Source organism: Variovorax sp. PMC12 (assembly GCF_003019815.1).
Lineage (GTDB): Bacteria > Pseudomonadota > Gammaproteobacteria > Burkholderiales > Burkholderiaceae_C > Variovorax.
Genome location: NZ_CP027773.1, coordinates 5,684,453 through 5,707,524, shown reverse-complemented (window position 1 = coordinate 5,707,524; position 23,072 = coordinate 5,684,453). Strand labels below are relative to the sequence as shown.

The 23,072-nt window shown below is 64.9% G+C and carries 35 protein-coding genes; 26 read left to right on the top strand and 9 right to left on the bottom strand.

All coding sequences use genetic code 11. From position 1 onward, the window contains the following. Positions 1–43: 43 nt before the first annotated feature. Together C4F17_RS33190 and C4F17_RS26800 are read left to right on the top strand one after the other, a co-directional pair. Positions 44–790, top strand: a complete 747-nt coding sequence (locus C4F17_RS33190; protein ID WP_199851900.1) for a S24 family peptidase — start codon at positions 44–46, stop codon at positions 788–790. 44 nt (positions 791–834) lie between these two features. Then, positions 835–1,071 carry a hypothetical protein gene (locus C4F17_RS26800; RefSeq protein ID WP_234382414.1) on the top strand — a complete coding sequence of 79 codons (237 nt, stop codon included), beginning with the start codon at positions 835–837 and terminating at the stop codon, positions 1,069–1,071. A gap of 3 nt (positions 1,072–1,074) precedes the next feature. Here C4F17_RS26800 and C4F17_RS32940 read toward each other — a convergent pair whose 3' ends face one another. Next, on the bottom strand, positions 1,075–1,812 hold the full coding sequence (locus C4F17_RS32940; protein ID WP_159053732.1) for a hypothetical protein: 738 nt from the start codon (positions 1,810–1,812) through the stop codon (positions 1,075–1,077). Positions 1,813–2,033: 221 nt separating this feature from the next. Then, positions 2,034–2,795 carry a hypothetical protein gene (locus C4F17_RS32935; protein ID WP_159053731.1) on the bottom strand — a complete coding sequence of 254 codons (762 nt, stop codon included), beginning with the start codon at positions 2,793–2,795 and terminating at the stop codon, positions 2,034–2,036. 379 nt (positions 2,796–3,174) lie between these two features. Between C4F17_RS32935 and C4F17_RS26790 the strand changes: the two genes are divergently transcribed. From C4F17_RS26790 to C4F17_RS26705, 20 genes are all read left to right on the top strand, one after another. Next, on the top strand, positions 3,175–3,366 hold the full coding sequence (locus tag C4F17_RS26790) for a hypothetical protein (RefSeq protein WP_106937267.1): 192 nt from the start codon (positions 3,175–3,177) through the stop codon (positions 3,364–3,366). Continuing rightward, positions 3,363–3,485 carry a hypothetical protein gene (locus C4F17_RS33670; RefSeq protein ID WP_267898701.1) on the top strand — a complete coding sequence of 41 codons (123 nt, stop codon included), beginning with the start codon at positions 3,363–3,365 and terminating at the stop codon, positions 3,483–3,485. Before C4F17_RS26790 ends, C4F17_RS33670 begins: the two co-directional genes overlap by 4 nt. Further along, positions 3,482–3,775 carry a hypothetical protein gene (locus C4F17_RS26785; RefSeq protein ID WP_159053730.1) on the top strand — a complete coding sequence of 98 codons (294 nt, stop codon included), beginning with the start codon at positions 3,482–3,484 and terminating at the stop codon, positions 3,773–3,775. Before C4F17_RS33670 ends, C4F17_RS26785 begins: the two co-directional genes overlap by 4 nt. Then, positions 3,768–4,022 (top strand): hypothetical protein, encoded by a 255-nt coding sequence (locus tag C4F17_RS26780; protein WP_159053729.1) that lies wholly within the window; start codon positions 3,768–3,770, stop codon positions 4,020–4,022. Before C4F17_RS26785 ends, C4F17_RS26780 begins: the two co-directional genes overlap by 8 nt. Continuing rightward, entirely contained in the window at positions 4,019–4,279 is a 261-nt protein-coding gene (locus tag C4F17_RS26775) for a hypothetical protein (protein ID WP_106937264.1), read from the top strand. Before C4F17_RS26780 ends, C4F17_RS26775 begins: the two co-directional genes overlap by 4 nt. Positions 4,280–4,281: 2 nt before the next feature. After that, a complete protein-coding gene (locus tag C4F17_RS26770) occupies positions 4,282–4,476 on the top strand; it encodes a hypothetical protein (RefSeq protein WP_106937263.1) in 195 nt (64 codons plus the stop codon). After that, positions 4,473–5,612: a RecT family recombinase gene (locus tag C4F17_RS33760; protein ID WP_325001474.1), complete on the top strand. Its 1,140-nt coding sequence runs from the start codon at positions 4,473–4,475 to the stop codon at positions 5,610–5,612. The genes C4F17_RS26770 and C4F17_RS33760 overlap by 4 nt, the downstream gene beginning before the upstream one ends. 10 nt (positions 5,613–5,622) lie before the next feature. Next, positions 5,623–7,341 (top strand): endonuclease, encoded by a 1,719-nt coding sequence (locus C4F17_RS26760; protein WP_106937262.1) that lies wholly within the window; start codon positions 5,623–5,625, stop codon positions 7,339–7,341. After that, positions 7,338–7,637, top strand: coding sequence for a KTSC domain-containing protein (locus tag C4F17_RS26755; protein WP_234382411.1), 300 nt, complete (start codon positions 7,338–7,340; stop codon positions 7,635–7,637). Before C4F17_RS26760 ends, C4F17_RS26755 begins: the two co-directional genes overlap by 4 nt. A 76-nt stretch (positions 7,638–7,713) precedes the next feature. Continuing rightward, positions 7,714–8,094 (top strand): hypothetical protein, encoded by a 381-nt coding sequence (locus tag C4F17_RS26750; RefSeq protein ID WP_106937261.1) that lies wholly within the window; start codon positions 7,714–7,716, stop codon positions 8,092–8,094. Between the two features lie 39 nt (positions 8,095–8,133). Beyond that, positions 8,134–8,934 carry a DUF2303 family protein gene (locus tag C4F17_RS26745; RefSeq protein WP_106937260.1) on the top strand — a complete coding sequence of 267 codons (801 nt, stop codon included), beginning with the start codon at positions 8,134–8,136 and terminating at the stop codon, positions 8,932–8,934. An 86-nt stretch (positions 8,935–9,020) separates the two neighbouring features. Further along, a complete protein-coding gene (locus C4F17_RS26740) occupies positions 9,021–9,638 on the top strand; it encodes a hypothetical protein (RefSeq protein WP_159053728.1) in 618 nt (205 codons plus the stop codon). Next, a complete protein-coding gene (locus tag C4F17_RS26735) occupies positions 9,635–9,859 on the top strand; it encodes a hypothetical protein (RefSeq protein ID WP_106937258.1) in 225 nt (74 codons plus the stop codon). The genes C4F17_RS26740 and C4F17_RS26735 overlap by 4 nt, the downstream gene beginning before the upstream one ends. 57 nt (positions 9,860–9,916) lie before the next feature. After that, entirely contained in the window at positions 9,917–11,722 is a 1,806-nt protein-coding gene (locus C4F17_RS26730; RefSeq protein ID WP_106937257.1) for a DNA cytosine methyltransferase, read from the top strand. Continuing rightward, positions 11,719–12,021 (top strand): RNA-binding protein, encoded by a 303-nt coding sequence (locus C4F17_RS26725; RefSeq protein ID WP_106937722.1) that lies wholly within the window; start codon positions 11,719–11,721, stop codon positions 12,019–12,021. Before C4F17_RS26730 ends, C4F17_RS26725 begins: the two co-directional genes overlap by 4 nt. Continuing rightward, positions 12,018–12,779: a methyltransferase gene (locus tag C4F17_RS26720; RefSeq protein ID WP_106937256.1), complete on the top strand. Its 762-nt coding sequence runs from the start codon at positions 12,018–12,020 to the stop codon at positions 12,777–12,779. The genes C4F17_RS26725 and C4F17_RS26720 overlap by 4 nt, the downstream gene beginning before the upstream one ends. Then, on the top strand, positions 12,776–13,315 hold the full coding sequence (locus C4F17_RS26715) for a hypothetical protein (protein WP_106937255.1): 540 nt from the start codon (positions 12,776–12,778) through the stop codon (positions 13,313–13,315). The genes C4F17_RS26720 and C4F17_RS26715 overlap by 4 nt, the downstream gene beginning before the upstream one ends. Beyond that, a complete protein-coding gene (locus C4F17_RS32930) occupies positions 13,312–13,554 on the top strand; it encodes a hypothetical protein (RefSeq protein WP_159053727.1) in 243 nt (80 codons plus the stop codon). The genes C4F17_RS26715 and C4F17_RS32930 overlap by 4 nt, the downstream gene beginning before the upstream one ends. Beyond that, positions 13,551–13,844, top strand: a complete 294-nt coding sequence (locus C4F17_RS26710) for a DUF4031 domain-containing protein (RefSeq protein ID WP_106937254.1) — start codon at positions 13,551–13,553, stop codon at positions 13,842–13,844. Before C4F17_RS32930 ends, C4F17_RS26710 begins: the two co-directional genes overlap by 4 nt. Continuing rightward, positions 13,828–14,253 carry a hypothetical protein gene (locus C4F17_RS26705; protein WP_106937721.1) on the top strand — a complete coding sequence of 142 codons (426 nt, stop codon included), beginning with the start codon at positions 13,828–13,830 and terminating at the stop codon, positions 14,251–14,253. The genes C4F17_RS26710 and C4F17_RS26705 overlap by 17 nt, the downstream gene beginning before the upstream one ends. 8 nt (positions 14,254–14,261) lie before the next feature. Here C4F17_RS26705 and C4F17_RS26700 read toward each other — a convergent pair whose 3' ends face one another. Beyond that, the gene (locus C4F17_RS26700; RefSeq protein ID WP_106937253.1) at positions 14,262–14,504 is read right to left on the bottom strand and encodes a hypothetical protein; all 243 of its coding nucleotides are present in this window, start codon (positions 14,502–14,504) and stop codon (positions 14,262–14,264) included. Between the two features lie 17 nt (positions 14,505–14,521). Between C4F17_RS26700 and C4F17_RS26695 the strand changes: the two genes are divergently transcribed. From C4F17_RS26695 to C4F17_RS26680, 4 genes are all read left to right on the top strand, one after another. Next, a complete protein-coding gene (locus tag C4F17_RS26695; protein WP_106937252.1) occupies positions 14,522–14,731 on the top strand; it encodes a hypothetical protein in 210 nt (69 codons plus the stop codon). Next, the gene (locus tag C4F17_RS26690) at positions 14,728–14,940 is read left to right on the top strand and encodes a helix-turn-helix domain-containing protein (protein ID WP_106937251.1); all 213 of its coding nucleotides are present in this window, start codon (positions 14,728–14,730) and stop codon (positions 14,938–14,940) included. Before C4F17_RS26695 ends, C4F17_RS26690 begins: the two co-directional genes overlap by 4 nt. Positions 14,941–15,062: 122 nt before the next feature. Then, on the top strand, positions 15,063–15,848 hold the full coding sequence (gene xth, locus C4F17_RS26685) for an exodeoxyribonuclease III (RefSeq protein WP_106937250.1): 786 nt from the start codon (positions 15,063–15,065) through the stop codon (positions 15,846–15,848). 4 nt (positions 15,849–15,852) lie between these two features. Beyond that, the gene (locus tag C4F17_RS26680) at positions 15,853–16,407 is read left to right on the top strand and encodes a hypothetical protein (protein ID WP_106937249.1); all 555 of its coding nucleotides are present in this window, start codon (positions 15,853–15,855) and stop codon (positions 16,405–16,407) included. A gap of 46 nt (positions 16,408–16,453) precedes the next feature. Here the strand turns inward: C4F17_RS26680 and ntrC are convergent, their stop codons facing one another. The 6 genes from ntrC to C4F17_RS26650 form a co-directional block, all read right to left on the bottom strand. Further along, entirely contained in the window at positions 16,454–17,989 is a 1,536-nt protein-coding gene (gene ntrC, locus C4F17_RS26675; RefSeq protein ID WP_106937248.1) for a nitrogen regulation protein NR(I), read from the bottom strand. A 27-nt stretch (positions 17,990–18,016) separates the two neighbouring features. Beyond that, on the bottom strand, positions 18,017–19,096 hold the full coding sequence (gene glnL / locus C4F17_RS26670) for a nitrogen regulation protein NR(II) (protein WP_081271314.1): 1,080 nt from the start codon (positions 19,094–19,096) through the stop codon (positions 18,017–18,019). A 29-nt stretch (positions 19,097–19,125) separates the two neighbouring features. Further along, complete coding sequence (locus C4F17_RS26665) at positions 19,126–19,641, bottom strand: hypothetical protein (RefSeq protein ID WP_081271313.1); 516 nt, start codon at positions 19,639–19,641, stop codon at positions 19,126–19,128. Positions 19,642–19,781: 140 nt separating this feature from the next. Further along, entirely contained in the window at positions 19,782–21,197 is a 1,416-nt protein-coding gene (gene glnA / locus C4F17_RS26660; RefSeq protein ID WP_081271312.1) for a type I glutamate--ammonia ligase, read from the bottom strand. A 147-nt stretch (positions 21,198–21,344) separates the two neighbouring features. Further along, positions 21,345–22,145 (bottom strand): competence/damage-inducible protein A, encoded by an 801-nt coding sequence (locus tag C4F17_RS26655; protein ID WP_199851899.1) that lies wholly within the window; start codon positions 22,143–22,145, stop codon positions 21,345–21,347. After that, positions 22,142–23,032: an EI24 domain-containing protein gene (locus C4F17_RS26650; protein ID WP_106937246.1), complete on the bottom strand. Its 891-nt coding sequence runs from the start codon at positions 23,030–23,032 to the stop codon at positions 22,142–22,144. The genes C4F17_RS26655 and C4F17_RS26650 overlap by 4 nt, the downstream gene beginning before the upstream one ends. Between the last annotated feature and the right edge of the window lie 40 nt (positions 23,033–23,072).

The window sequence follows — 23,072 nt, the reverse complement described above, 5'->3', positions numbered from 1 at the left end:
TATCAAGCAGACATGCATTACTCATTTATGCATAGTTCAATCCATGGACGGCCCTACCCTCTTTGACAAACTACTCGCCAAGCGCGGCTTGAACCCCAACTCCCTGGCCGGCGCGATCAAGAGGCCGTCTGCTCAGTCCGGTTTCGACCGGTTCAAGAAGGGGCTCATCAAGCAGCCCAAGCGCAGCGAAGCGCTCGAACTGGCGGCAAAGCACCTCGGCGTGGATGTGCTGGCCTTCTACGACGAGGCTCTGGCCGCGAGCGAATGGGCCCGCATTTCCGGCGAAGCGCCACCGCCCGCCACGCAGTCGTCATCGTCGCCTTCCGTATCCGGCGACGAGGTGGTCATCGTTCAATACGACGTTGCCGGCGGCATGGATACGCGCGGCAAGCTGCTCCTGGAGGCAGAGCCGCCCGGCATCATCAAGAGCTGGAAGGTGGATCGCGAGTGGCTGCAGCTCAACGTGCGGTCGTACACGAGCCTGGCGAATCTCTGCATCGTCACCGGGTTCGGCCCGTCGATGAAGGGCATGTTCAACCCAGGCGACCCGCTGCTGATGGACCGCGGCGTGAACCGCGTTGATCATGAAGGCGTCTACTTCTTCCGCGTCGGCGATGAGGGCTACATCAAGATCCTTCAGCGCGTGCCCGAATTCAATGGGCCTGGCTTCGTCCTTCGCGTGATCTCGAAGAACAAGGACGACTTCCCGCCCTACGACATCTCACCCAAAAACCCGCACCTGCACATCATCGGCAAGATCTTGACGGTGTGGAAGAGCGAGCAGTATTAATCAGGGAGCACAAGAGACGCGCTTGAGCGCGCAAGCAGCACCACATGAGGAAAAAAATGTCTGTCTATGGCCGTCTGCTCTACAACGCAAGCAACCAGTTTGGTCAACCCTGGTACTGGAACGTCGCGTCATATGGCAATCATGAAGAACTTGCCCGTAGCAGCGAAACATACAAGAACCGCGCTGACTGTATTCATTGCTACGACTTGGTAGTCGATCGCAAGCGCGCGCCGCTATTCGAATTCAAGGACGGCAAGACGGCTTCGGCTGTCACGGATTGATCTTTACGTGCCTATGCGTGGGAACCCAGTCGTATCGACTGGGTTGTCCATGATGATCACGTTCGCGCAGGTGATCTTGCTGCGCAACCAGGACAGGACGGCCTCCCCCTCCTCAACGGGCAGGCCAGTCAGGGCACGCAGTAGAGCGGCACTACGCTCCTGAACAATCTGCCTCGGATGCGTCGCCCGCTCACTCATCTGCTCGCTGGTAGCGTGTAGTTCGGTACCCATCTGCAACTCCTTCTCTAAGCCCGCCACGCGCGGGCTTTTTGCGTCCGCCGACATGGCGTGGAGGAAGTATCGCAAAAAATCATGCACTACTGCATTGACTATCCAATGCAGTTCTGCATAATGCAGTCCATCGCAGCACACACAGCGAAACGACCCCGGCAAGCGACACGAAGCCGGCAAAGCCAACAGGAAGCAGAGGCGGGTCCAGCTCTTCGGAGCGCAGCAGGTGGTGCACCACGCGATGGGGTCGCTGTCATCGCACTGCCTCCCGTCACGGTCTTTAAAACCGATATCGGATATCCCAGGCGCACAGCAGTTGAAAGCGCCCTGCACCGCCGCCCGAGCAGAAAGAGAAAGGGGTGAAGTCTGGTTCTTCCAGTCGCAGAGCGTGCCGCGTGGTGCGTGATGAAGCGACAGGGCCAGTTCGCGCACACACAACAGCGCGGCGCCAAACCGACCGATGGCGAGGTAATCGGCGGTCGAAGCCTCAGAGCGTGACAGCTTGGGCACAACTCTTCCCATCGTGGAGCCGGATCGAGTTACCGGCATGCCCTCTACAGAGGGCCATCACATCAGCGGCGGCGTGGAGGGACACGCATCGCATCAAGGGCGATATCTCAGGCACTGGACGCTGTAAGCCAGCGAGCCCAGGACCAACGGGCGGCACAGTACGCCCGCTGAGATAGCCAGTTATCGAGCGTGGCCCGCTTATGCAATGGACTAAAGCGCATTCAGCAGCGCTTGAAAAATCTACCAATTGTGCAGTTGATTGGATCGCGAAGAATCTTGGCACCCTCACCGTTATCCGATTTTGGAACAATTCCATCGCGAAGGTTTTGAACGATTTCTACGGTGCGCTTGCCAGGATCACGGATCAAAAGCGCTATTTCTCCCGTTTCACCGGGCGGAATGAATGCATCACGAATCGCCGGCAGTAGCCCGAAAGTAAAAAAATCAAGGGGTTTATCGGCTAAGACTCGGAAGAATGATTCAATTGGAAAACCGTTTACAGTTACAGGATCTTGATCCTTTTCTTCCTTATTGAAGCCCGGACCGAGCGCTGAGGAGTAGGTCTTAGTAAAGAAAAACATTTCAGTTATAGCGTCAATTGGCACGCATTCCGCTTCAGCCTTGCACACTTTTGGCTCTACCGCATTCAGTTTGTACCCCTGGGATACAAGCTCCTTTACTTTCGCCTCTGCAACGGCATAAGGAGCGAGAAGCTTTTTCACGTTCTCCATATCAGCTTCAGCTTCCAAATACCCCGGCAGGCTGTTCGCAGCAATGGCCGCCGTTTTTCGCTCTCCAGTTTCAGTCATCACTTCATTGATTCTCTTCATCAGTGCAATGTGTCGTTTGACTTGATCTGCAAATGGAAGGTCTTGTGAAATATTCCATTCTTGAGGGGTAAGCGGTGGGACGGCGGCCGCCGCTCCAATGGCGGGCAGGAGAAAAAAAAGAAATTTCGCGAGCGCTACAAGAGGCTTTGGCATGGTTCTGCTCCAGTTTCTAAAAAGTGATTAGGTCCGATCCCTGAAAGCCGGAATCTATCGACCAGCACTTGGCTGTCAAGAAGGTACCCCACAGAGCAGCACATGCATCGCAAGCCCGCGCAGGGCGTGACCGGGCGCGCTGAAACAGCACCGGCAGAGTGGTGGAAGTCCATGACGCAAGCCGCAGCCCGGCCTCTGCGAGCCGAAGCCGCCTTGCAATTGAGGCGGTCAAAGGCAGCTCCGTGGAACCCGGGGCACCTATTCGGGTGAAAGCGGATGCCACGCGCAGCGGGCGGGAGCCGCCCAGTGCCGCACGACGGACGCAGCGAGTAACCCCCCTCCCCCCGCCGCACGCCGGCAATCCCCCTGGAGTCATTCGATGTCCTTCGGAGCACCTTCGACGGTGAGCCGCGTGCCGTGCACGCCTCAACGTCTTCCCGACCTGCCCAACTTCACCGAGGAACAGCGGCTGGCGTTCGACCGCGCCCGCAACGATGCCAAGGGCTCGCCGGACTACCGCGCGCCCTCGGACCGCTTCGCGCTCGAACAGCAGATCGGACGTGCAGCGTGAAAAACCTCGTGCTCGCCCAGGGCCTGGAGATCCAGCGCCAAATCGCCGCGCTGCGGCACCGCTACGCCGAGGCACGCGCCGCGCGAGCCGCATCCACCTTCGCATGGTGCGCAGCATGAACGCCGCACAGCGCCGCAAACACTGCCGCCGCGTGTGGGGCGATCACTTCCGCTGGCCGCTCGGCATGCCGGTGATCGTCAAGCCCGGCCACCACAGCCCCGCCGCGGTCGGCCTCGTCGGTCGCGTCGTGAAACACGGTCGGCCCTGCACCCACCGCGTGGACTGCATCGTGCAGTTCCCCGAGGTGGTGCCCGACATGACATGCGAAGGGGTGGCGCGGTACGGCCACTACGTGAAGTTCCGCCACCTCCGCAAGACGAAACCCACCAGGAGCAGACGCAATGCCTAAGCGCCTTTCTTCCCCCAAGCTCAACACACGCGGCTGGCGCATGGATGGCGTCATGTCAGCCGACAGCCGACGCAGCGGGCAGGAGCCGCTGCGCCAGTCGGTCCGATACAACGAGGCAGAGGACCGCGACCTGCTCGCCCAGCATGAAGCTGGCGCGCGCATCGAGGACATCGCCGCATGGCATCAGCGCGGCGCCAATGGCGTCAGCCTGCGGCTGGAGCACCTGACCGCCGGGAGCCCGGCGTGAGCACCGCAACGCTCCCCGAGTCCTACTGCCCGCCACGCGTCGTCAACGGCCGCGTGCAGACCTGCCGCCTGCTCCAGATCGGCTGCGCATACACGCCGCCGGCACCAGAGCCCAGCCACGACGCGGAGCGCGTCCAGGCCGCTCTGCTGGAGAAACCCGCCGCCGCGCCGGCCCGCTGGCTCGACGGGCATCGCTGGATCGTGCCGTCCTGCCTCGTCGCAGGCCTGGCGCTCATCCCCATCCTTCGCCTGCACTGACCATGAACGACAGCCTCATCACGCGCGACGTGTTCGCGCGCCACACCGACAAGGACGGCAACGTCCATGTCTCGCAACACCTCGTCTGGGACTCCGACCGCTTCTTCACCGCACGCCGCGCCGACGCGGCGAAGGAAGGCGGCAAGGCCGACATCCAGCAGATCACCGCGGAGCAGTACCGCAAGGAACGCAAGTGAACGCCACCACCATCACCGAGAACACTGCGCTGGCCGTAAGCAGCGCATCCGCCGGCGCCCTGCTGATGGACGCCAGCAGCATGGAACGCCTCGAACGCCTCGCCGACCTGATGGCCGAGGGCAAGGCCACTGTCCCGCAGCATCTGCGCGGCAACAAGGGCGACTGCTTCGCGATCTGCCTGCAGTCGATGCAGTGGGGCATGAACCCGTTCGCCGTGGCACAGAAAACGCACCTGGTGAACGGCACGCTCGGCTACGAAGCCCAGCTGGTCGCGGCCGTCATCAACTCCAGCGGAGCAGTCAAGGACCGCTTCAAGTTCGAATGGTTCGGCCCCTGGGAGAAGGTGATCGGCAAGTTCGTCATCAAGAAGAACGCCGAGGGCAAGGAATACCGGCAGCCTGGCTGGTCACTGGCCGACGAAGAAGGCTGCGGCATCAAGGTATCGGCCACTCTTCGGGGGGAGATGCAGCCCCGTGTGCTCGACCTGCTGCTTGCGCAGGCGCGGGTGCGCAACTCGACGCTGTGGGCAGACGATCCGAAGCAGCAGTTGGCCTACCTGGCGCAGAAGCGCTGGTCACGCCTCTACGCCCCCGACGTGATCCTGGGCGTGTACACCGCGGACGAGCTGGCCGAGCCCGGCGAAAAGTTCATGGGCATGGTCGATGAAGTCGCGGCACCTCCCCCGCCGCCCAAGACCTACGACCAGGCGAAGTTCGACGCCAACTTCCCGGCGTGGGCGGAAACGATCCGAATCCGCCGGAAGACGGCCGACGACTACGTGCAGTTCCTGGCGACACGCGGCGAGCCGCTGACCGAGGAACAGGCCGCGCGGCTCCGTGCAGTCAAGGTGCCCCCTCCCGCGGCCGAGGCGACCGACGTGGTGGCGAAGGAGAAGCCCGCCGCCGAAGCGCCTGCATCCACTGCAGCTGCAGCACCGACGCCCGAAGCGGAGCCCGCGGCCGCGTCCGATGGTGCTGTGACGTTCGCCATGGTCGCGGACCGCATCGCCAAGGCGGAGACGCAGGAAGACCTGAAGGACATGGACGAGTTGATCGGCGCGGTCGCGAACGCCGCACATCGGCAAGAGCTGACCGCGCTGCTCAACAAGCGCGCCGACGAACTGCCTCCTTTCTGAGGAATCAATCATGGAAATCGTGAACCTGAAGCAGGGCACGCCGGAATGGCATGCCCACCGCGCCGGCCACCGCAACGCGTCGGACGCCCCCGTCATGATGGGCGTGAGCCCGTACAAGACACGCGACGAGCTGGTGCGCGAAGCGGCAACCGGCTTCACTGAGGACGTGAGCGCCGGCAAGCAGCGCATCTTCGATGCCGGGCACCGATTCGAAGCCCTGGCGGGCCCGCTGGCGGAGAAGATCATCGGAGAAGAGATTGCCCCGCTGGTGGGCGTCTCTGGCCGCTATTCGTCCAGCTACGACGGCTTGACCTTCTTCCAGCAGATCGCGTTCGAGCACAAGAGCCTGAACGATGCGCTCCGCGCTGCAATGGTCGAAGGGTGTACCGGTGCAGACCTCCCCATGGTCTACCAAGTGCAGATGGAGCATCAGTGCCTCACCTGTCCAACCATCGAACGTGTGCTGTTCATGGCATCAAAGTGGGCCGACGACAACACGCTGGTCGAAGAGCGGCACTGCTGGTACGCACCGAACCTGGAGCTGCGGGCACAGATCGAAGCCGGCTGGGACCAGTTCGAGGCTGACGTGGCTGCCTACGTTGCGCCCGCTAAGGCCGAACCCGTAGCGCCGCGCGTGATGGAGAGCCTGCCGGCCGTAGTGGTGCAGATGTCCGGCCAGATCGCCGTGACTGGCAACCTGGACAAATTCGGCGAGGCGCTGCGCCGCTTCGTCAGCATGATTCCGGAGAAGCCCGCCACCGATCAGGATTTCGCCGACACCGAGGCGGCATGCAAGGCCCTCAAGAAGGCGGAGGAAGCCCTGGCCGCGGCCGACGAGAGCACGCTGTCGCAGTTCTCCGACCTGGAGCAGGTGCGCCGCACGATGCGCGATCTTCGCGACCTCGCCAGCACCGTTCGCCTCGCGAAGGAGAAGCTGGTCGATGCCCGCAAGAAGGAGATCCGGCTGGAGATCATCACCGACGGCCAAACCAGGCTGGGCGACCACCTGCGCAGCCTGAACGAACGCATCGGCCGTCCGTTCATGCCCCAGGTGCCTGCCGACTTCGCCGGCGTCATCAAGGGCCTGCGCACCCTGGACAGCCTGCGCAATGCCGTGAACACCGAGTTGGCGCGCGCCAAGGTTGCCGCAACCGAGATCGCCATGGGCATCCATGCGAATCTCACGCACCTCGGCAACGTACAGGTGCAGTACCACGCGCTGTTCCCGGACCTCGCTGCGCTGGTACTGAAGGCACCCGACGACTTCAAGGCGGTGGTGACGGCGCGAGTTTCCGAGCACGAAGCCACGCTGAAGAAACAGGCCGAGGACGCTGCAGAACGGGAGCGCGAGCGGATCCGCACGGAGGAAGCAGCGAAGCTCGCCGAAGCCTCGCCCCCCGCCGTTGCAGTAGCGCAGGCAGAGCCGACCGCAGCGGCAGCGCCTGCGCCGCGCCCGGCCACACCATCCGCCGTCGTGACCTCGTTGGCGGCGCTGCAGGCCACGCCGGCGAACGACGGCGCCACCCTGACGCTGGGTCAGATCAAGACCCGCATCGCGCCCCTGCAGATCGATGCCGCCGGGCTCGAAACGCTGGGATTCAAGACCCAGAAAGTGCGCGCCGCTGTCGTCATGGCCGCGGCCGACTACCCCCGCCTGTGTGACGCCATCGTGGCCCACATCCAGGCGGCACGCAACGTCATCAATGAACCCGCCGCTGCTGCGGCATGACCACCACCATGAAGAAGACCTACACCCCGCCGGCGCCCTTCACCGACCCGAAGGAATACCGCCCGATCCCCCTCGTTCCCGTCAGCTCCGGCCAGGTGAAGGCCATCGGCTACGACGCGCCCACCAAGACGCTGGCCGTGACCTTCAACAGCGGGCCGGGCACGGTCTACCACTACCCCGATGTGGAGTCGAAGCTGCACGAGGACTTGATCAACGCCGAGTCCATCGGCACCTTCTTCGGCGCGCACATCAAGCCGCGGTCGTTCAAGAAGTTCGAGGCGTCGGCCGCAGCCTGAGTTGCGCAGCGCCTTCCTCCGGCCCGCCGACGCGCGGGCTTTTTTTCGCCCGTTCGCTCGCAACCGAAAGGAAATCATGAGCACCACCCTGAAATCGCCGACCCCGGAGGCCAAGCGTAAGAGCTTCACGGAGTTCTTCGAGTCCATCGACTACGGCGCCTTCTCTGACGAAGCCACCAGTCAGCTCAACGACCTGGTGCACGCCGTGACCGAAACCGGCAAGTCCGGCCAGATCACCCTCGACATCAAGCTCAAGCCGGTGGGCAAGGGCGCACAGATGGAGATCGCCACCGACGTGAAGGTGAAGACACCGAAGGCTGCCCGCGGCGTGACCATCATGTTCGCGACGCCCGACAACAACCTGCAGCGCGAAGACCCGCGCCAGAAGACGCTGGAAGGCCTCAAGACGGCCGACCAGGAAGCTGCCGACAAGGCAGCGCTCCGCGTGGTGGGCTGATCCAGCGCACCGCTTTCTCAATCACTCGAACTTCAATCCATGAGCAACGACCAAACTACCGAGGCGCAATCGATCGCGTCCATGTCCGCCGCACTGCAGGATGCCCGCCACGTCAACGGCGTGCCCTTCGTCATCGTCCCGCAGGACTATCGCTTCCACTCGTTGGAGTCTCAGTTGGGCGCACCGGTGCGCAAGAAGGGCACCACGGTCTTGACCGACGAAGCCAGCTTCATTGCGGTGCTCAACGACCAGAAGACCAACGACACGCGCCTGTTTTCGACCATCAACCCGCCGACCTTCACGGCGGTCTTCAACCACATCGCCGAGCTGCCCGGCTGGGGCGACCACCGCGCCGCCTACAACGCACCGCTGTCGCCGGAATGGAAGATCTGGACCGAGAAGAGCGGCCGCCCGCAGAAGCAGGCCGACTTCGCGCAGTTCATCGAGGACAACCTGCCCGACATCGTGGAGCCGGCCGGCGCCGACCTCCTGGAAGTGGCGCACGGCCTGATCGCGAAGAAGAACGTGAAGTTCGCCAGCGCCATTCGCCTGTCGGACGGGTCGAACCAGTTCACCTACGAGGAAGACGTGCAGGGCGCCACCCAGAAGGGGCAGATGGCGGTTCCCGACCACTTCGTCATCGGCATCCCGGTGTTCGAGGGCGGCGAGGCCTGGCGCGTCGATGCCCGGCTGCGCTACCGGATCTCCGAAGGCGGCCTCACTCTCTGGTACGAGCTGGTGCGTCCGCACAAGGTGATCGAGACGGCCGTGAACGAACTGCGCAAGCGCATCAGCGACGCCACCACGCTCGCGATCCTGAGCGGCCTGCCGAGCAGCTGACCCCCTCCGCCCCTGCCCCGCGGGGGCATCAGCACAGGGCATGCACCGCGTGCCTTGTCCTGATGAACCACCTGTAGAGACACACCGTGGAACGACGACAAAAAGACATCACCCTGATGGCCGAACATGCGGGCCTCACCGCCGTGCGGGCCGAGCGGCGCAACGCCCGCATCTATCTCGTGTGCTCCGGCGAAAACGGCGCCGAACGCGAGTTTTCCATCAGCCTTGGCAACCGCAGCGACCCGCGCGGCGACCTCAACCAGCTTTCCCTCATGAAGCGCTTCGCTCGCGAGAACACCGTGGCTCGCGATACCGCGGCCGCGCCCACCACCACCAACCAACCGACCATGACGACGAAGAAGAACACCCGCACGCCGACCGCCCCCAGCATCGAGCTTTCGCCCCTGGACTTCTATCGCCTTTGCGAGTGGCTGAAGACGAAGGCGAGCGAGATCTCAGCCCTGCCCAGCTTCGACGCCATGGCACTGGCCATCACCCAGCACATCGGGCAGCCGGTCGAGAACGGCACCATCCAGCAGGCGATGCAGGTCACCGGCGTGGCCGAGCCCGTGCACTGGAGCGATCCCACCGACCCCACGCTGGTCCTGGCCCGCGAACTCGCCACTCTTATGAAGAGCCTGGGCGCGGCGCAGAGCGCGGCGTTCGCGAAGCTAGTGGGACAGTTGCACAAGGTGCCCGCATGACCAGCGCCGCCTGCACTAGTGGGAGCGCCCACACGTTCGAGTTCGAAAAGAACGTCACGCATCTCCACATCTCGAACGACGGCACGGCGGCCGCGCGCGTAGCGGCGAAGTTCGCATGCTCCTGCGGCGCCTTCGAGCTGCGCGACCCCATCGCGCCGAAAACCTGCCTGGGCTGCGGCGCAAAACAGGCGCCGGACGGCACGCTCCCCTGCGGGCACTGAGCCCGCCCCACCCCACCGAAGCCCGCACCACGCGGGCTTTCTTCTTTCGGAGAAGCGATGCGCTCCCCCCAATTCATCCTTGGTCTGGACGACGAACTGCTGGTGGACGAATTCGCCTGCGGCGGCGGCATGTCCGAAGCCATCGAGCAGGCCACCGGCCGCCACGTTGACATCGCCGTGAACCACGACGAAGACGCCTGCAGCATGCATGCGGCGAACCACCCGCAAACCGAACACTACTGGAAGGACGTGTTCGAGGTGGATCCGCGCGAAGCCACGGGCAATCGCCCGGTCGGCCTGCTCCACATGTCCCCTGACTGCACGCATCACAGTCAGGCGCGCGGCGGGCAGCCCCGCAGCAAGAAGCTGCGCGGCCTCTGTTGGATCGGCGCCCGCTGGGCCGGCCAGAAGCGCCCGCGCATCATCACGCTGGAGAACGTGAAGCAGATCCTGGATTGGGGGCCGCTGATCGCAAAGCGCTGCCCGCGCACCGGCCGCGTCGTGAAGATCGATGGCACCGTGGCGAAGCCGGGCGAGCGCGTGCCGATGAACCTGCAGCACCTGGTGCCCGACCCGACACGCAAGGGGCGGCATTGGCGGCGGTTCGTCGCCGTGCTGCGCTCAATGGCCTACGAAGTGGACTGGCAGGTCCTCTGCGCCGCCGACTACGGCGCGCCGACAACGCGCACCCGCCTTTTCATGGTTGCGCGCTGCGACGGTGCTCCCATCGTCTGGCCGGCCCCCACGCACTTCAAGCGCCCCGCGAAGGGACAGAAGCGCTGGCGCGCCGCGCACGAGTGCATCGACTGGACCATCAAGGGCCGCAGCATCTTCGAGCGCGAGAAGCCTCTGGCCGATGCGACGCTGCGCCGCGTGGCGCACGGCCTGAAAAGATACGTGCTGGACAGCGCGGATCCTTTCATCGTGCAGATCGCCAACTGGTCGCGGGAAGGCACCGCCAGCACGCGCGCGCCACTGTCCACCGTGACGGCGTGGCCGCGCGGCGGCTCCCACGCGGTGGTGGCGCCGGTGATGGTGCAAGCCGGCCACGGCCAGGGCACGCCAGACGCTCCGCGCTGGAGCTACGGCGCCAAAGATCCGCGCGACCCCGTGGGCACCGTCACAGCCAGCGGCGGCGGCCAGGCCGTCGCGGTCGGAACCTTGGTTCAGATGGGCTATGGCGAGCGCGAAGGCCAGGCACCGCGCGCGCTGGATGTGCGCGAGCCGCTGGGTACCGTCGTCGGCGCCGGCAAGTTCGCGGCCGTCACGGCATTCGTGGAGCAAGCCAATGGCGGCTTCAATGCGACGCCGGCGCGAGACGCACGCGAGCCGATGTCCACCAGCACGGCCAGCGGCTCGCAGCAACGGGTGGTGACAGCGCACCTCGCAACTCTGCGCCAGAACTGCATCGGCCAGGACCTGCGCGAACCGGTGCCGACGATGACCGCCGGCGGCGAGCATCACGCGGTGGTGGAGTACCACCTGTCTCCAGAGGCGGAAGCCGGCGCGCTGCGCATTGCGGCATTCCTGATCCGCTATTACGGTCAGGGCGGGCAGCTCGGCGACCTGCACGAACCGATGAGCACCAGCACCACGAAGGACCGGCTTGCCCTGGTCACCGTGTGGCTGCGCTGCGAGCCCTATGTGATCGTGGACATCCAGCTGCGCATGCTCACGCCGCGCGAGCTGTACAACGCCAACGGCTTCGCTCCGACGTACCGTATCGACCACGGACACGACGAGCGCATCTTCAGCAAGAGCACCCAGGTGCGCATGTGCGGCAACGCCGTCCCGCCCCCGTTGGGCCGCGCGGTCATCGAAGCCAACTGGAACAGCCACGTCGAATGGCGCAAGGCCGCATGAAGACCTTGCACCTGCCGCTCAAACGCTGCTATTTCGAGCAGATCCGCGACGGTACGAAGACAGAGGAATATCGCCTCTGTACGCCCTTCTGGCAGCGTCGCCTGGAGGGCCAAACCTTCGACCGCATCGTGCTCACGCTGGGCTACCCGCCCGCCGCCGACGCTGCGCGCCGCCTGGAGCGGCCGTGGCGCGGCTTCTCCATCAAGACCATCACCCACCCGCACTTCGGCACTGAGCCAGTGCATGTGTTCGCTATCAATGTTGCGGCAGCGCAGGCTGCCGAAATAGACACGCAATGAGTCGTATCGCACCACACATCCTTTCCATCCTCGAACGCGCCGACACCGATGGCGCCGCGCTCCGCTTGACTGGGCAGCTCGACCGCAAGAACTACGCCGCGGTCAACGCCGTGCTCGAAGCCGTTGGCGGCAAGTGGAACAAGAAGGCCAAGGCCCATCTGTTCGAATGCGATGCCGACGACGCTTTGGAGCAGATCCTGCTGACGGGCGAGGTAGTGACCAAGAAGTCAATCCAGCAGGAATTCGGCTTCTTCCCCACCCCCGACAACATCGCGCACGAGGCAGTGGCGGCCGCCGACATCGAGCCCGGCATGCTGGTGCTGGAACCCTCCGCCGGCCACGGCGCCCTCGCAGAAGCGGTACGCGCCGCGGGCGGCAAAGTGGAGTGCGTCGAGGTCCTGATGGAGAACGTCGCCGAACTGGAGCGCCGCTGCCTGCACGTCACCGCCGGAGACTTCCTGGAGCAACCGCCCCGGGCCATCTACGACCGCGTGGTGATGAACCCGCCCTTCGCCAAGCAAGCGGATATCAAGCACGTCCTGCACGCGCTGAAGTTCGTGAAGCCAGGTGGCCGGCTAGTCGCGATCATGTCGAACGGCTTGACCTTCCGCAGTGATCGCCGCACCGCTGAATTCAACGCAACGGTCGAATCGCTGGGTGGATCCGTCGCCCGGCTGCCCGATGGATCGTTCAAGGCGTCCGGCACGATGGTGAGCACGATCATGGTGGTGCTCGATGTTCCTGGAGGTGCGGCATGAAGATGGCTCGCGCATCGGACGCCGACATCGACGCCGCCCTGGCTGTCAGCCGCATCCTCGAAGACCTTGAGAAGCGCTACATGCCCGAAGCGCCAGGAGAAGAGCGGCAGGGAATCGAGTGGTTCGACCGCGACGATGCCGAGCAGTGCCAGCGCGCTCTGGGCATCCTGCTCGACGCGGCCGCGAAGGGCAGCATCTTCCGTGTCACCTTCGGCATGGCCGTGGTCCTGGACCCGCGCAACGAGCTGCTGGACCCTGCTGCAGATACGCTGGAGAAACACCCGAAGACCATGGCCGCACTGGCGGCCGTGGATGCTGCGCAAATCGCCAAGGGCGATGCCCGAAATCGCGTCTACGCGGACAGCACGTCGCATCTGCACGTCGGCGACTCTTCCTTCGAGGACTGGTTTCAAGCACATCCGAAGGCGTGCACTGGCGACAAGCAACTGGCTCGCGATGCCTACGCCGCGGGCATGGGCGACCCACTGGTGGTGGCGCGCTCGGTAGCCCGTTCGGGCGAAGGAGGCTCGACATGACCACAAAGACGAAGGTGGCGAACGTGCAAGCCACGGCGGAGATTCAGTTGACCTTGCGGATTAAGGTCAATGGGTCATGGGGAGGCGACTGCCCCGCCGAGCAGATTTTCCGGCAAGCCCGTGCCGAGGCAGTGAGCATGATCAACAACGCGCTCTACGAGAGCCGCGACCACCTGCGCAACAGAATCGCCATCGTGGGCACGCCCGAGATCCTGACCGTGATTGGCGTCCGCAAATGACGGTCTACGTCGATGACATGCGCGCGCCCTTTCGCGGCATGGTGATGTGCCACCTGGTGGCGGACACCCTTCCCGAACTCCACGCGATGGCGGATCGCATTGGCGTGCGACGGCGCTGGTACCAGGGGCCGCCCGTCACGCGCTGGCCGCACTACGACATAGCGTTGACCAAGCGCGCGCTGGCGGTGGCCGCCGGCGCGGTAGAGATTCGCTGGCGCGATGCGCCGGCCGCCGCGCGGCGCTGCCTGGCCGCGGCGGGAGATGGAGGCCAAGATGCCAATCAAACCTGAGAACAAGTGCCGCTACCCTGCGGACTGGAAGCAGATTCGGGAGAGCATCCTGCGCCGCGCCGAGGATCGATGCGAGCAGTGCCGCGCACCGAACCATCTTCGCATCGCGCGCGGTGCCGACCACGACGCCGGCACCTACATGACCGACGACGCCAACGTTTACGACGCGGCAACTGGAGAACACCTCGGACGATGCCGAATGAGCGACTACAGCGTAGACCGAATGACCAGCGTGGTGCTCACCATCGCTCACCTTGATCACATCCCTGAGAACTGCGATCCGTCGAACCTGAAGGCGCTGTGTCAGCGCTGCCACCTCGCGCTCGATGCGGAGCAGCACAAGGCAAACGCTCAGGCAACCCGCCGCGCGCGGCTGGCAGTCCGCGACCTGTTTGCAGAAGGCTCCTGACGGCCTGCTCAGTCCGCTTCGAGATCGAATTCCATCTGGGTCTGCCGGATCGCCCTCGCAACCGAGGGGGTGTGCAGGTCCCTGTTCCGAAGGATCGGCACGGTCCAGTTCGCGCCCCCCTCCCCTCCATCCATCCACCGCACGCCGCCCAGGTGCACATCCGTGACTTGGCCGGCCATGCCCGGCAGAGCCTCGATGCGCTCGATCAGGATCTGCTGCAACTGGCGCGCGGTGCGGGTGGTCTTCGGCATCTTTTCAGTATGACACCATGAAACAAGCAATCGCCCGCGTCTTCATCGGCGGCGGCCGGCGCTACCTCACGCTGCGCGCCGCCTGCGTCGCCGAAGCCCGAGCCCGCGTGAAAGCGCACCTGGTCCGGAAGCACGGCCACATCGATCACGACATCCCTTGGCCCAACGCACTGCAGGCACGCGTCGCGCAGTTGCTGGAGCGCCATCACCGGAGGACCACCCCATGAACACCGCTCAACAATCTTCCCCGGCCATCTCCGTTGCCTTCCAGATCAACCGCGTGGCCCAGATGCTCGATGTCTCGCGCTCGACGGTCTACCGGCTCGTGCGCGACAAGCACCTCACTTTGGTCAAGGTCGGAAAGCGCGGCAGCCGCGTCACCGCCGAGAGTGTTTCCGAACTTCTCCGCGCTCGCCAGCCGTCGGATGCTAGTTAGGATGAGGGGGTGCGCCCCCTCTGCTCAAGCCCTCGAACTGCGGGTAGCCAGCCGGGTAGCCAGACAGAAATTCCCCACTTTCAACTCTCCAAGTAGTTGATTTATAAAAGAATTCCCGAAAAATGAAGATTGCCACCTGGAACGTCAACTCCCTCACCGCGCGCCTGCAGCACGTGCTCGACTGGCTCATCGCCAACCCGGTCGACGTGCTGTGCCTGCAGGAACTGAAGATGACCGACGACAAGTTCCCGCTCGAGGTGCTCAAGTCGGCCGGCTATGAAGCGGCGGTGTTCGGCCAGAAAACCTACAACGGCGTCGCCATCCTGAGCCTCGCGCCGGTGCGCGACGTGGTGAAGAACATCGGCGGCTTCACCGACGACCAGTCGCGCGTGATCGCGGCCACGGTCGAGACGCCCTCGGGTCCGCTGCGCGTGGTCAACGGCTACTTCGTGAACGGCCAGGCGCCGGGCAGCGACAAGTTCGAATACAAGATGAAGTGGCTCGACGCGCTGCGCGACTGGCTGCGCCAGGAGATGGTGGCCAACCCGAACCTCGTGCTGCTGGGCGACTTCAACATCACGCCGGAAGACCGCGACAGCTTCGACCCGGTGGGCCTGAAGGAAACCATCCACCACACGACCGAGGAGCGCAAGCACTTCAAGGCGCTGCTCGACCTGGGCCTGACCGACAGCTTCCGCATGTTCGAGCAGCCCGAGAAGAGCTTCTCGTGGTGGGACTACCGCATGCTGGGCTACCAGAAGAACCGCGGCCTGCGCATCGACCACATCCTGGTGAGCGAGCCGCTGGTGCCGCGCGTGAAGGGCTGCGTGGTCGACCGCGTGCCGCGCAAATGGGAAAAGCCGAGCGACCACGCGCCCGTGGTGCTGGACCTCGACCAGGGTGCCTGATCCGATGAAAACAGGCGCGGGAATCGAAGCAGGCGCGGCGGGCCGGTCCTGCCGCTTTCTGGTCATCGCCGCGGCAGCCTTCGCGCTGGCGTCGTGCTCGCTGTTCAAGCCGGCCGACAAGGCCGACGAAGGCGGCAAGGGCAGCACCGCGACGGCGCCCAACGACGAGGCCGCGCCCAGCGGGCGCGACGTACCCACGGTGCGGCTCATCACCGCGCAGACGCCCGCCGTGCGGGCCTACCGCAAGATCGGCGCGCAGCACATCTACAAGGCCTACGCCAATCGCATCTACAAGGGCAAGATCCCGCCGCTGGTGTATGCCGTGGTGGTGGTCGAAACCGACATCGACGCAAACGGCAAGGTGGTCAACGTGACGTTCAGCCGCACGCCGAGCCATGCGCCGGAAGTGGCGCCGATGATCGCGGAGCTCATCAAGGCGACGTCGCCGCTGCCGAGCCCGGGCAAGCTCGGCGGCCACACCTATGTCGACACCTGGCTCTGGGACAAGAGCGGCAAGTTCCAGATCGACTCGCTGACGCTGGGACAGCGCAGCAGGTAACAGGCAACCGGGCAGAGGCAAAGAAAAAGGCCCTGAGGGGCCTTTTTCATTCGATGCCGAGTTCCTGGATTTTCCGGGTGATGGTGTTGCGCCCGATACCCAGCTTCTGCGCGGCCTCGATGCGCCGCCCGCGCGTGTTGGCCAGCGCGGTGAGGATGAGCCTGGACTCGAAGCGGCGCGAGAGCACGTCCCACACGTCGGTACGGCCGGCGGCCAGCAGGGCCTGGGCCTCGACCTCGAGGCCGCTTTCCCAGCTGCTCACCAGCGCGGGGCTTTCGACGGCCTCGGAGTGAACATGCGCGACGGCGGGCGCGTCGCCGAAGGCCGCCGGGGGCGCAACCAGCGGGCTCGCGATGGCCGGGGCCTGCGGGGCAGCTTCCGGCGCAGCATGCGCCTCGCTGGCCGCGGTGCCCACCGCCATCACTTCGGGCGGCAGGTCCTTGGCCTCGATCAACTGGGCCGGCGCCATCACCGTCAGCCAGTGGCAGATGTTCTCGAGCTGGCGCACGTTGCCCGGGAAGCTGAACGCCGCGAGCTTGGTCAGCGCGGCATCGGAAATGCGCTTGGGCTCCACGCCGAGCTGTCGCGCGCTCACCTGCAGGAAGTGGCGCGTGAGCGCGGGCACGTCTTCGCCACGTTCGCGCAGCGCCGGCAGGCGCAGGCGGATCACGTTGAGGCGGTGGAACAAGTCTTCGCGGAAGCCGCCGAGCTTGACGCGCTGCTCCAGGTCCTGGTGGGTGGCCGCGATGACGCGCACGTTGGCCTTCACCGAGTTGTGGCCGCCCACGCGGTAGAAATGGCCATCGCTCAGCACGCGCAGCAGGCGCGTCTGCAGGTCGAAGGGCATGTCGCCGATTTCGTCGAGGAAGAGCGTGCCGCCCTCGGCCTGCTCGAAGCGGCCGCGGCGCATGGTCTGCGCGCCGGTGAAGGCGCCGCGCTCATGGCCGAACAGTTCGCTCTCGAGCAGGTCCTTGGGAATGGCTGCGGTGTTGATGGCCACGAAGGGGCCGTTGGCGCGCGGCGAGTGCTTGTGCAGCGCACGCGCCACCAGTTCCTTGCCCGAGCCCGATTCGCCGGTGATGAGCACCGTGACGTTGCTCTGGGAGAGCCGTCCGATGGCGCGGAACACGTCCTGCATCGCAGGGGCCTGGCCGAGCATTTCGGGCGCGGCGACCATGCGCTCCTCGGCCACTTCCTCGCGCTGGCTTTCGTCGACGGCACGGCGGATGAGTTCGACCGCGCGCGGCAGGTCGAAGGGCTTGGGCAGGTATTCGAATGCGCCGCCCTGGAAGGCCGAGACGGCGCTGTCGAGGTCGGAGAACGCCGTCATGATGATGACGGGCAGGCCGGGGTGCTTGGCCTTGATCTTGTCGAGCAGGTCGAGCCCGGAGCCGCCGGGCATGCGGATGTCGCTCACCAGTACCTGGGGGCCCTGCTGTTCGTCGTCGGCGGCCTGCTCGAGTGCGGCGAGCACCTCGCGCGTGTTGGTGAAACTGCGCGTGGGCAGGTCTTCGCGCAGCAGAGCCTTCTCGAGCACGAAGCGAATCGATTGGTCGTCATCAACTATCCAGATCGGCTTCATGCATCTCCTCTGTTGCCGGTGGCTGCGCTAGGGCAGCGGTATCAATATCTTGAAATCGGTTCGGCCCGGGACGCTGTCGCACTCGATCACGCCGTGATGCTGTTGCACAAAAGTTTGCGCGAGCGTCAATCCCAGCCCGGTCCCGCCTTCCCTGCCCGATACGAGCGGATAGAAGATGCGGTCCTTGATCGTGTCCGGCACACCCGGTCCATTGTCGATTACATGCAATTCCAGTGCCAATCGATACCACTGCTTGTTGAAAATCACCTGACGCGCCACGCGGGTCTTGAAAGTGATCTGCGCATCGCCCGCCGCGCGGCGCTCGGCCAGCGCCTGCGCGGCGTTGTGGACGATGTTGAGCGTCGCCTGGATGAGCTGCTCGCGGTCGCCGCGGAACTCGGGAATGGAGACGTCGAAGTCGCGCTCGATGTGCAGGTCGCGCGGAAACTCCGCGAGGATCACGGAGCGCACGCGCTCGCACACTTCATGGATGTTGACGTCGCCCACCACGTGCGGACGGCGGTGCGGCGCCAGCAGGCGGTCGACCAGCGTCTGCAGCCGGTCGGCCTCGTGGATGATGACCTGCGTGTATTCGATGAGGTCGCGCGACTCGACCTCCATCTGCAGCAGCTGCGCCGCGCCGCGGATGCCGCCCAGCGGATTCTTGATCTCGTGCGCCAGGTTGCGGATGAGTTCCTTGTTGGCCTGCGCCTGGTCGATGAGCCGCTCTTCGCGGTCCTGCCGCACCTGCTGCTCGAGCGGCGACATCTCGATGATGAGCTCGCCCTTCTTCTCGCCCTGCGCGAGCGTGACCTGCACGGGCATGAGCTCGTGGTTGACGCGGCGCAGGAAGGCCTCGTAGCGCAGCGTCGCAAAGTCGTTGCTGCTCGCGCCGTCGATGGCGGTGCGCAGCACCTGCGGCTCATGGAAGCACGCGCCGAACTGCGAGCCTTCCAGCGTGCGGCGCGAGGTGCCGAGTGCGTCTTCGAGGCCTGCGTTGGCAAACAGCACGGAGCCGTTGCTGTTGACCACCGCGATCAGGGTGGACAGCAGGTCGAAGGACTGGAAGCGCGGATTGGCGCCGGTCGCCTTCTTCCCGAATGCCATAGAGGTTTCTTGCTTGCGCTTGCTGTTGGTTATTGCTGCCGGGGCGGCAGCCGGTTGATTTCGCGGCGGATGCCGGCGATGTCGCTCTCGTTGCGCGCGATCTCGGCCTTCATTTCGGCCACGCGGTCGAGGTACTTCTGGTAGTTGCGGCCTTCGCTGCCCTGCTTCTCGGGCTCGCCGTTGTTGTAGTCCTTCAGCAGTTCGGCCTGGCGGGCCTCGGCCTTCTTGAGCTCGGACTCGAGCACGGAGCGGGCCTCGCCGTCGCGGGCGCGCTGGTCGACGCCTTCGACGCGCGGGCTGCCGGCCGGCGCGCGCGCCGCCGTGGAAGCAGTACCCGAGGACGACGATGCCGATCCGCCACCCGAAGCCCGGGTGCCCTGGACCACCGTGACGTTGCCGCCTTCGAGGACCTTGCAGCCCTTTTGCTGGGCCACGGTCGCGTTGTTCGTGTATTCGTTGCCGCAGCGCCAGACGCGTTCCTGCGCAACCGCCGGCAACGCGATCAGGAGTGAACCGGCCAGGAAAAAGAGAGAAGCTGTCTTCATGTGTATCGATGGAGGCGCGACAAAGGCGCATTTTCATGCAATTCGACGCACCCGGAGCCCCGATGTTCCGCCCCAAGGAAAAAGGACGGCCGAGGCCGTCCTTTTGACTTACATGCCTGTGAAGGCTGTTTGCTCGTCGATCAGAGCGAGTAGTACATGTCGAACTCGACGGGGTGCGTCGCCATGCGGAAGCGCGTGACTTCCTGCATCTTCAGTTCGATGTACGCGTCGATGTACGCGTCGGTGAACACGCCGCCCTTGGTCAGGAACGCACGGTCCTTGTCCAGGTATTCCAGCGCCTGGTCGAGGCTGTGGCAGACGGTCGGGATCAGCGCGTCTTCTTCCGGCGGCAGGTGGTACAGGTCCTTGCTGGCGGCTTCGCCCGGGTGGATCTTGTTTTCCACGCCGTCCAGGCCGGCCATCAGCAGCGCGGCGAAGCCCAGGTACGGGTTCATCAGCGGATCGGGGAAGCGCGCTTCGACGCGGCGGCCCTTCGGGTTGGCCACGAACGGGATGCGGATCGAGGCCGAGCGGTTCTTTGCCGAGTAGGCCAGCTTCACCGGGGCTTCGAAGCCGGGGACCAGGCGCTTGTAGCTGTTGGTGCCGGGGTTCGTGATGGCGTTCAGGGCACGGGCGTGCTTGATGATGCCGCCGATGTAATGCAACGCGAAGTCCGACAGGCCTGCGTAGCCGTCGCCTGCGAACAGGTTCTTGCCGTCCTTCCAGACCGACTGGTGCACGTGCATGCCGGAGCCGTTGTCGCCGACGATGGGCTTGGGCATGAAGGTGGCGGTCTTGCCGTAGGCGTGGGCCACGTTGTGGATCACGTACTTCTGCAGCTGGACCCAGTCGGCGCGCTGCACGAGTGTGCTGAACTTGGTGCCGAGTTCCATCTGGCCGGCGTTGGCCACTTCATGGTGATGCACTTCGACCGGGATGCCGAGCGATTCGAGCACCAGGCACATTTCCGAGCGCATGTCCTGGAAGCTGTCGACCGGGGGAACCGGGAAGTAGCCGCCCTTGACCGCGGGACGGTGGCCGGTGTTGCCGTGCTCGTATTCCTTGTCGGTGTTCCACGAGGCTTCTTCGGACTCGATCTTCACGAAGCAGCCCGACATGTCGTTCTTCCAGCGGACGCCGTCGAACACGAAGAATTCGGGTTCCGGACCGAAGAAGGCGGTGTCGCCCAGGCCCGAGGCCTTCATGTACGCCTCGGCGCGCTTGGCGAGCGAACGCGGGTCGCGCTCGTAGGCCTTGCCGTCGGCGGGGTCGATCACGTCGCAGGTCAGGATCAGCGTCGTTTCTTCGAAGAAGGGGTCGATGTTGGCGGTGTTGGGGTCGGGCATGAGCTGCATGTCCGAGGCTTCGATACCCTTCCAGCCGGCGATGGACGAGCCGTCGAATGCGTGGCCCGAGGTGAATTTGTCTTCATCGAAAGCCGAGACCGGCACGGTCACGTGCTGCTCTTTGCCGCGGGTGTCGGTGAAGCGGAAGTCGACGAACTTGACCTCGTTTTCCTTGACGAGCTTGAGTACATCGGCGACGGTCTTTGCCATCAGTTTCTCCTGGAGTTGGATGGTGGTTAGGAATACAGGGACGAGGGATGCAGTTTCTGTGCCATTGTCACCTCTCTGGATGAGGCCTTGTTCACCAAAGCGAACCACAAATGGACAAGAAATATCACCATATTGGTGCAATAAGAATTAACGCACCAATTCAGGGCCCAGCTTGGCATCAAAGGTGTGCAGGCCTTCGATCAGCTGGGCATAGGCAGCATCGAGCCGGGCAGGGTCGCCCTTGACGCCCAGCTCGATGTGCCGCCCGTACTGGGGGTGGTCGACGCTGGGCAGGCTGAACACCTTGACGCCGGTGTGCGTGTCTTCGATGGCCTGCATCAGCGGTGTCAGGGTGGCTTCCATGGCACCGAAAACGATCACCGACTTCTCGGCGACCGCGTTGCGGGTGAACAGGTCGGCATAGCGGGCGTCGAGCACGGACTCGATCATCGGCCAGGCCATGACCGGGAAGCCCGGCACGAAATGCACGTGGCCGACGCTGAAGCCGGGGATCTTGTTGTACGGATTGAGGATGAGCGTGGCGCCCTGCGGGAACACGCCCATGTTGAGCCGGTGCACGTTGTCGGCGCGGTCGGGCTCGTAGGGCACGCCCTGCTCGCGCGCGGTGTCCTGCATGCGCTCGCGGATCAGCAGTTCTGCCTCGGGGTGCAGCGCCAGCGGCACGCCCAGGGCCTTGGCGGCGCACTGGCGGGTGTGGTCGTCGGGCGTGGCGCCGATGCCGCCGGTCGAGAAGACGATGTCGCCGGAGGCAAAGGCCCGCTGCAGCGCGGCGGTGATGCGCGCGGGCTCGTCGCCCACGTACTCGGTCCAGCTGAGCTGCAGGCCGCGTGCTGCGAGCAGTTCGATGACCTTGGCCATGTGCTTGTCGGCCCGCTTGCCGGAGAGGATCTCGTCGCCGACGACGATGAGACCGAATGCGCGTGTCATGGTGAACCCCATTGAGAAAGAGCGGCCCTGTTGGCTTCCGCGGCCGCGAGGGCCGGGGCGCCTTCGGCACCCGGCGCCGCCGCGGCCACCGCGCGCTGGGCACGCAGTTGCGCGAGCGCGTCGAGGCAGTAGTGCGCGAACCAGAGCGCCGAAAAGGCGAAGACCAGTGTGTAGATCCAGATGGCGATCGGCACCAGCACGAAGAAAGCGGCGGCGAACAGCAGGCCCGAGGCCCAGACGATGCTCGGCGCCGCGCCCAGGTAGCCGCACAGCACGCCCACGCACAGCAGCGGCAGCCGGTGCGTGCGCAGCAGGGTGGCGCGCTCCTCGGGGCTGGCGTGCTCGGCCAGTGCGTCGAAGCTCATCACGCGGTAGGTGAGCCAGCCCCAGATGAGCGGCGGCAGGATGAGCACGAGCGGCGGAATGAGCCACAGCGGCATCGACACCACGAGGGCGACCAGCGCCAGGATGGTGACGGCGAGCGAGCGGGCCACGCTGCCGAAGAAGGAGGCGCCCTTCTTCTGCTCCAGCGAGGGAAAGCGGCGTTCGCCCACCAGCCGGGTGAGCGCGGGAGCCATGAAGCCGGCCACGACGAGCAGCGAAACCACCACGATCAGCGGCGTGGCGGCAAACACCACCACCAGCGGCGCCAGCATGGCCGTCACGTCGCTCGAGAAAAGCCGGCCGATCCAGGCCCAGAAGCTGGCCAGCAAAGGCCAAGCATCGAGCGCGCCGCGCGTCCAGGCCACGGCGGCTTCCCAGTAGAAATAGCCGAGGCCCGCGGCGAGCACCACCATCAACCCCAGGGGCAGCAGCGACAGCACGATCACGCGCGGCAGCATGCAATAGGCGACCGCGCGCCAGAAGGAGTCGAGGAGCAGGCGCATGAGGCAGCGAGGATAACGCCTGGAGCGGCGCCGTCAGGGG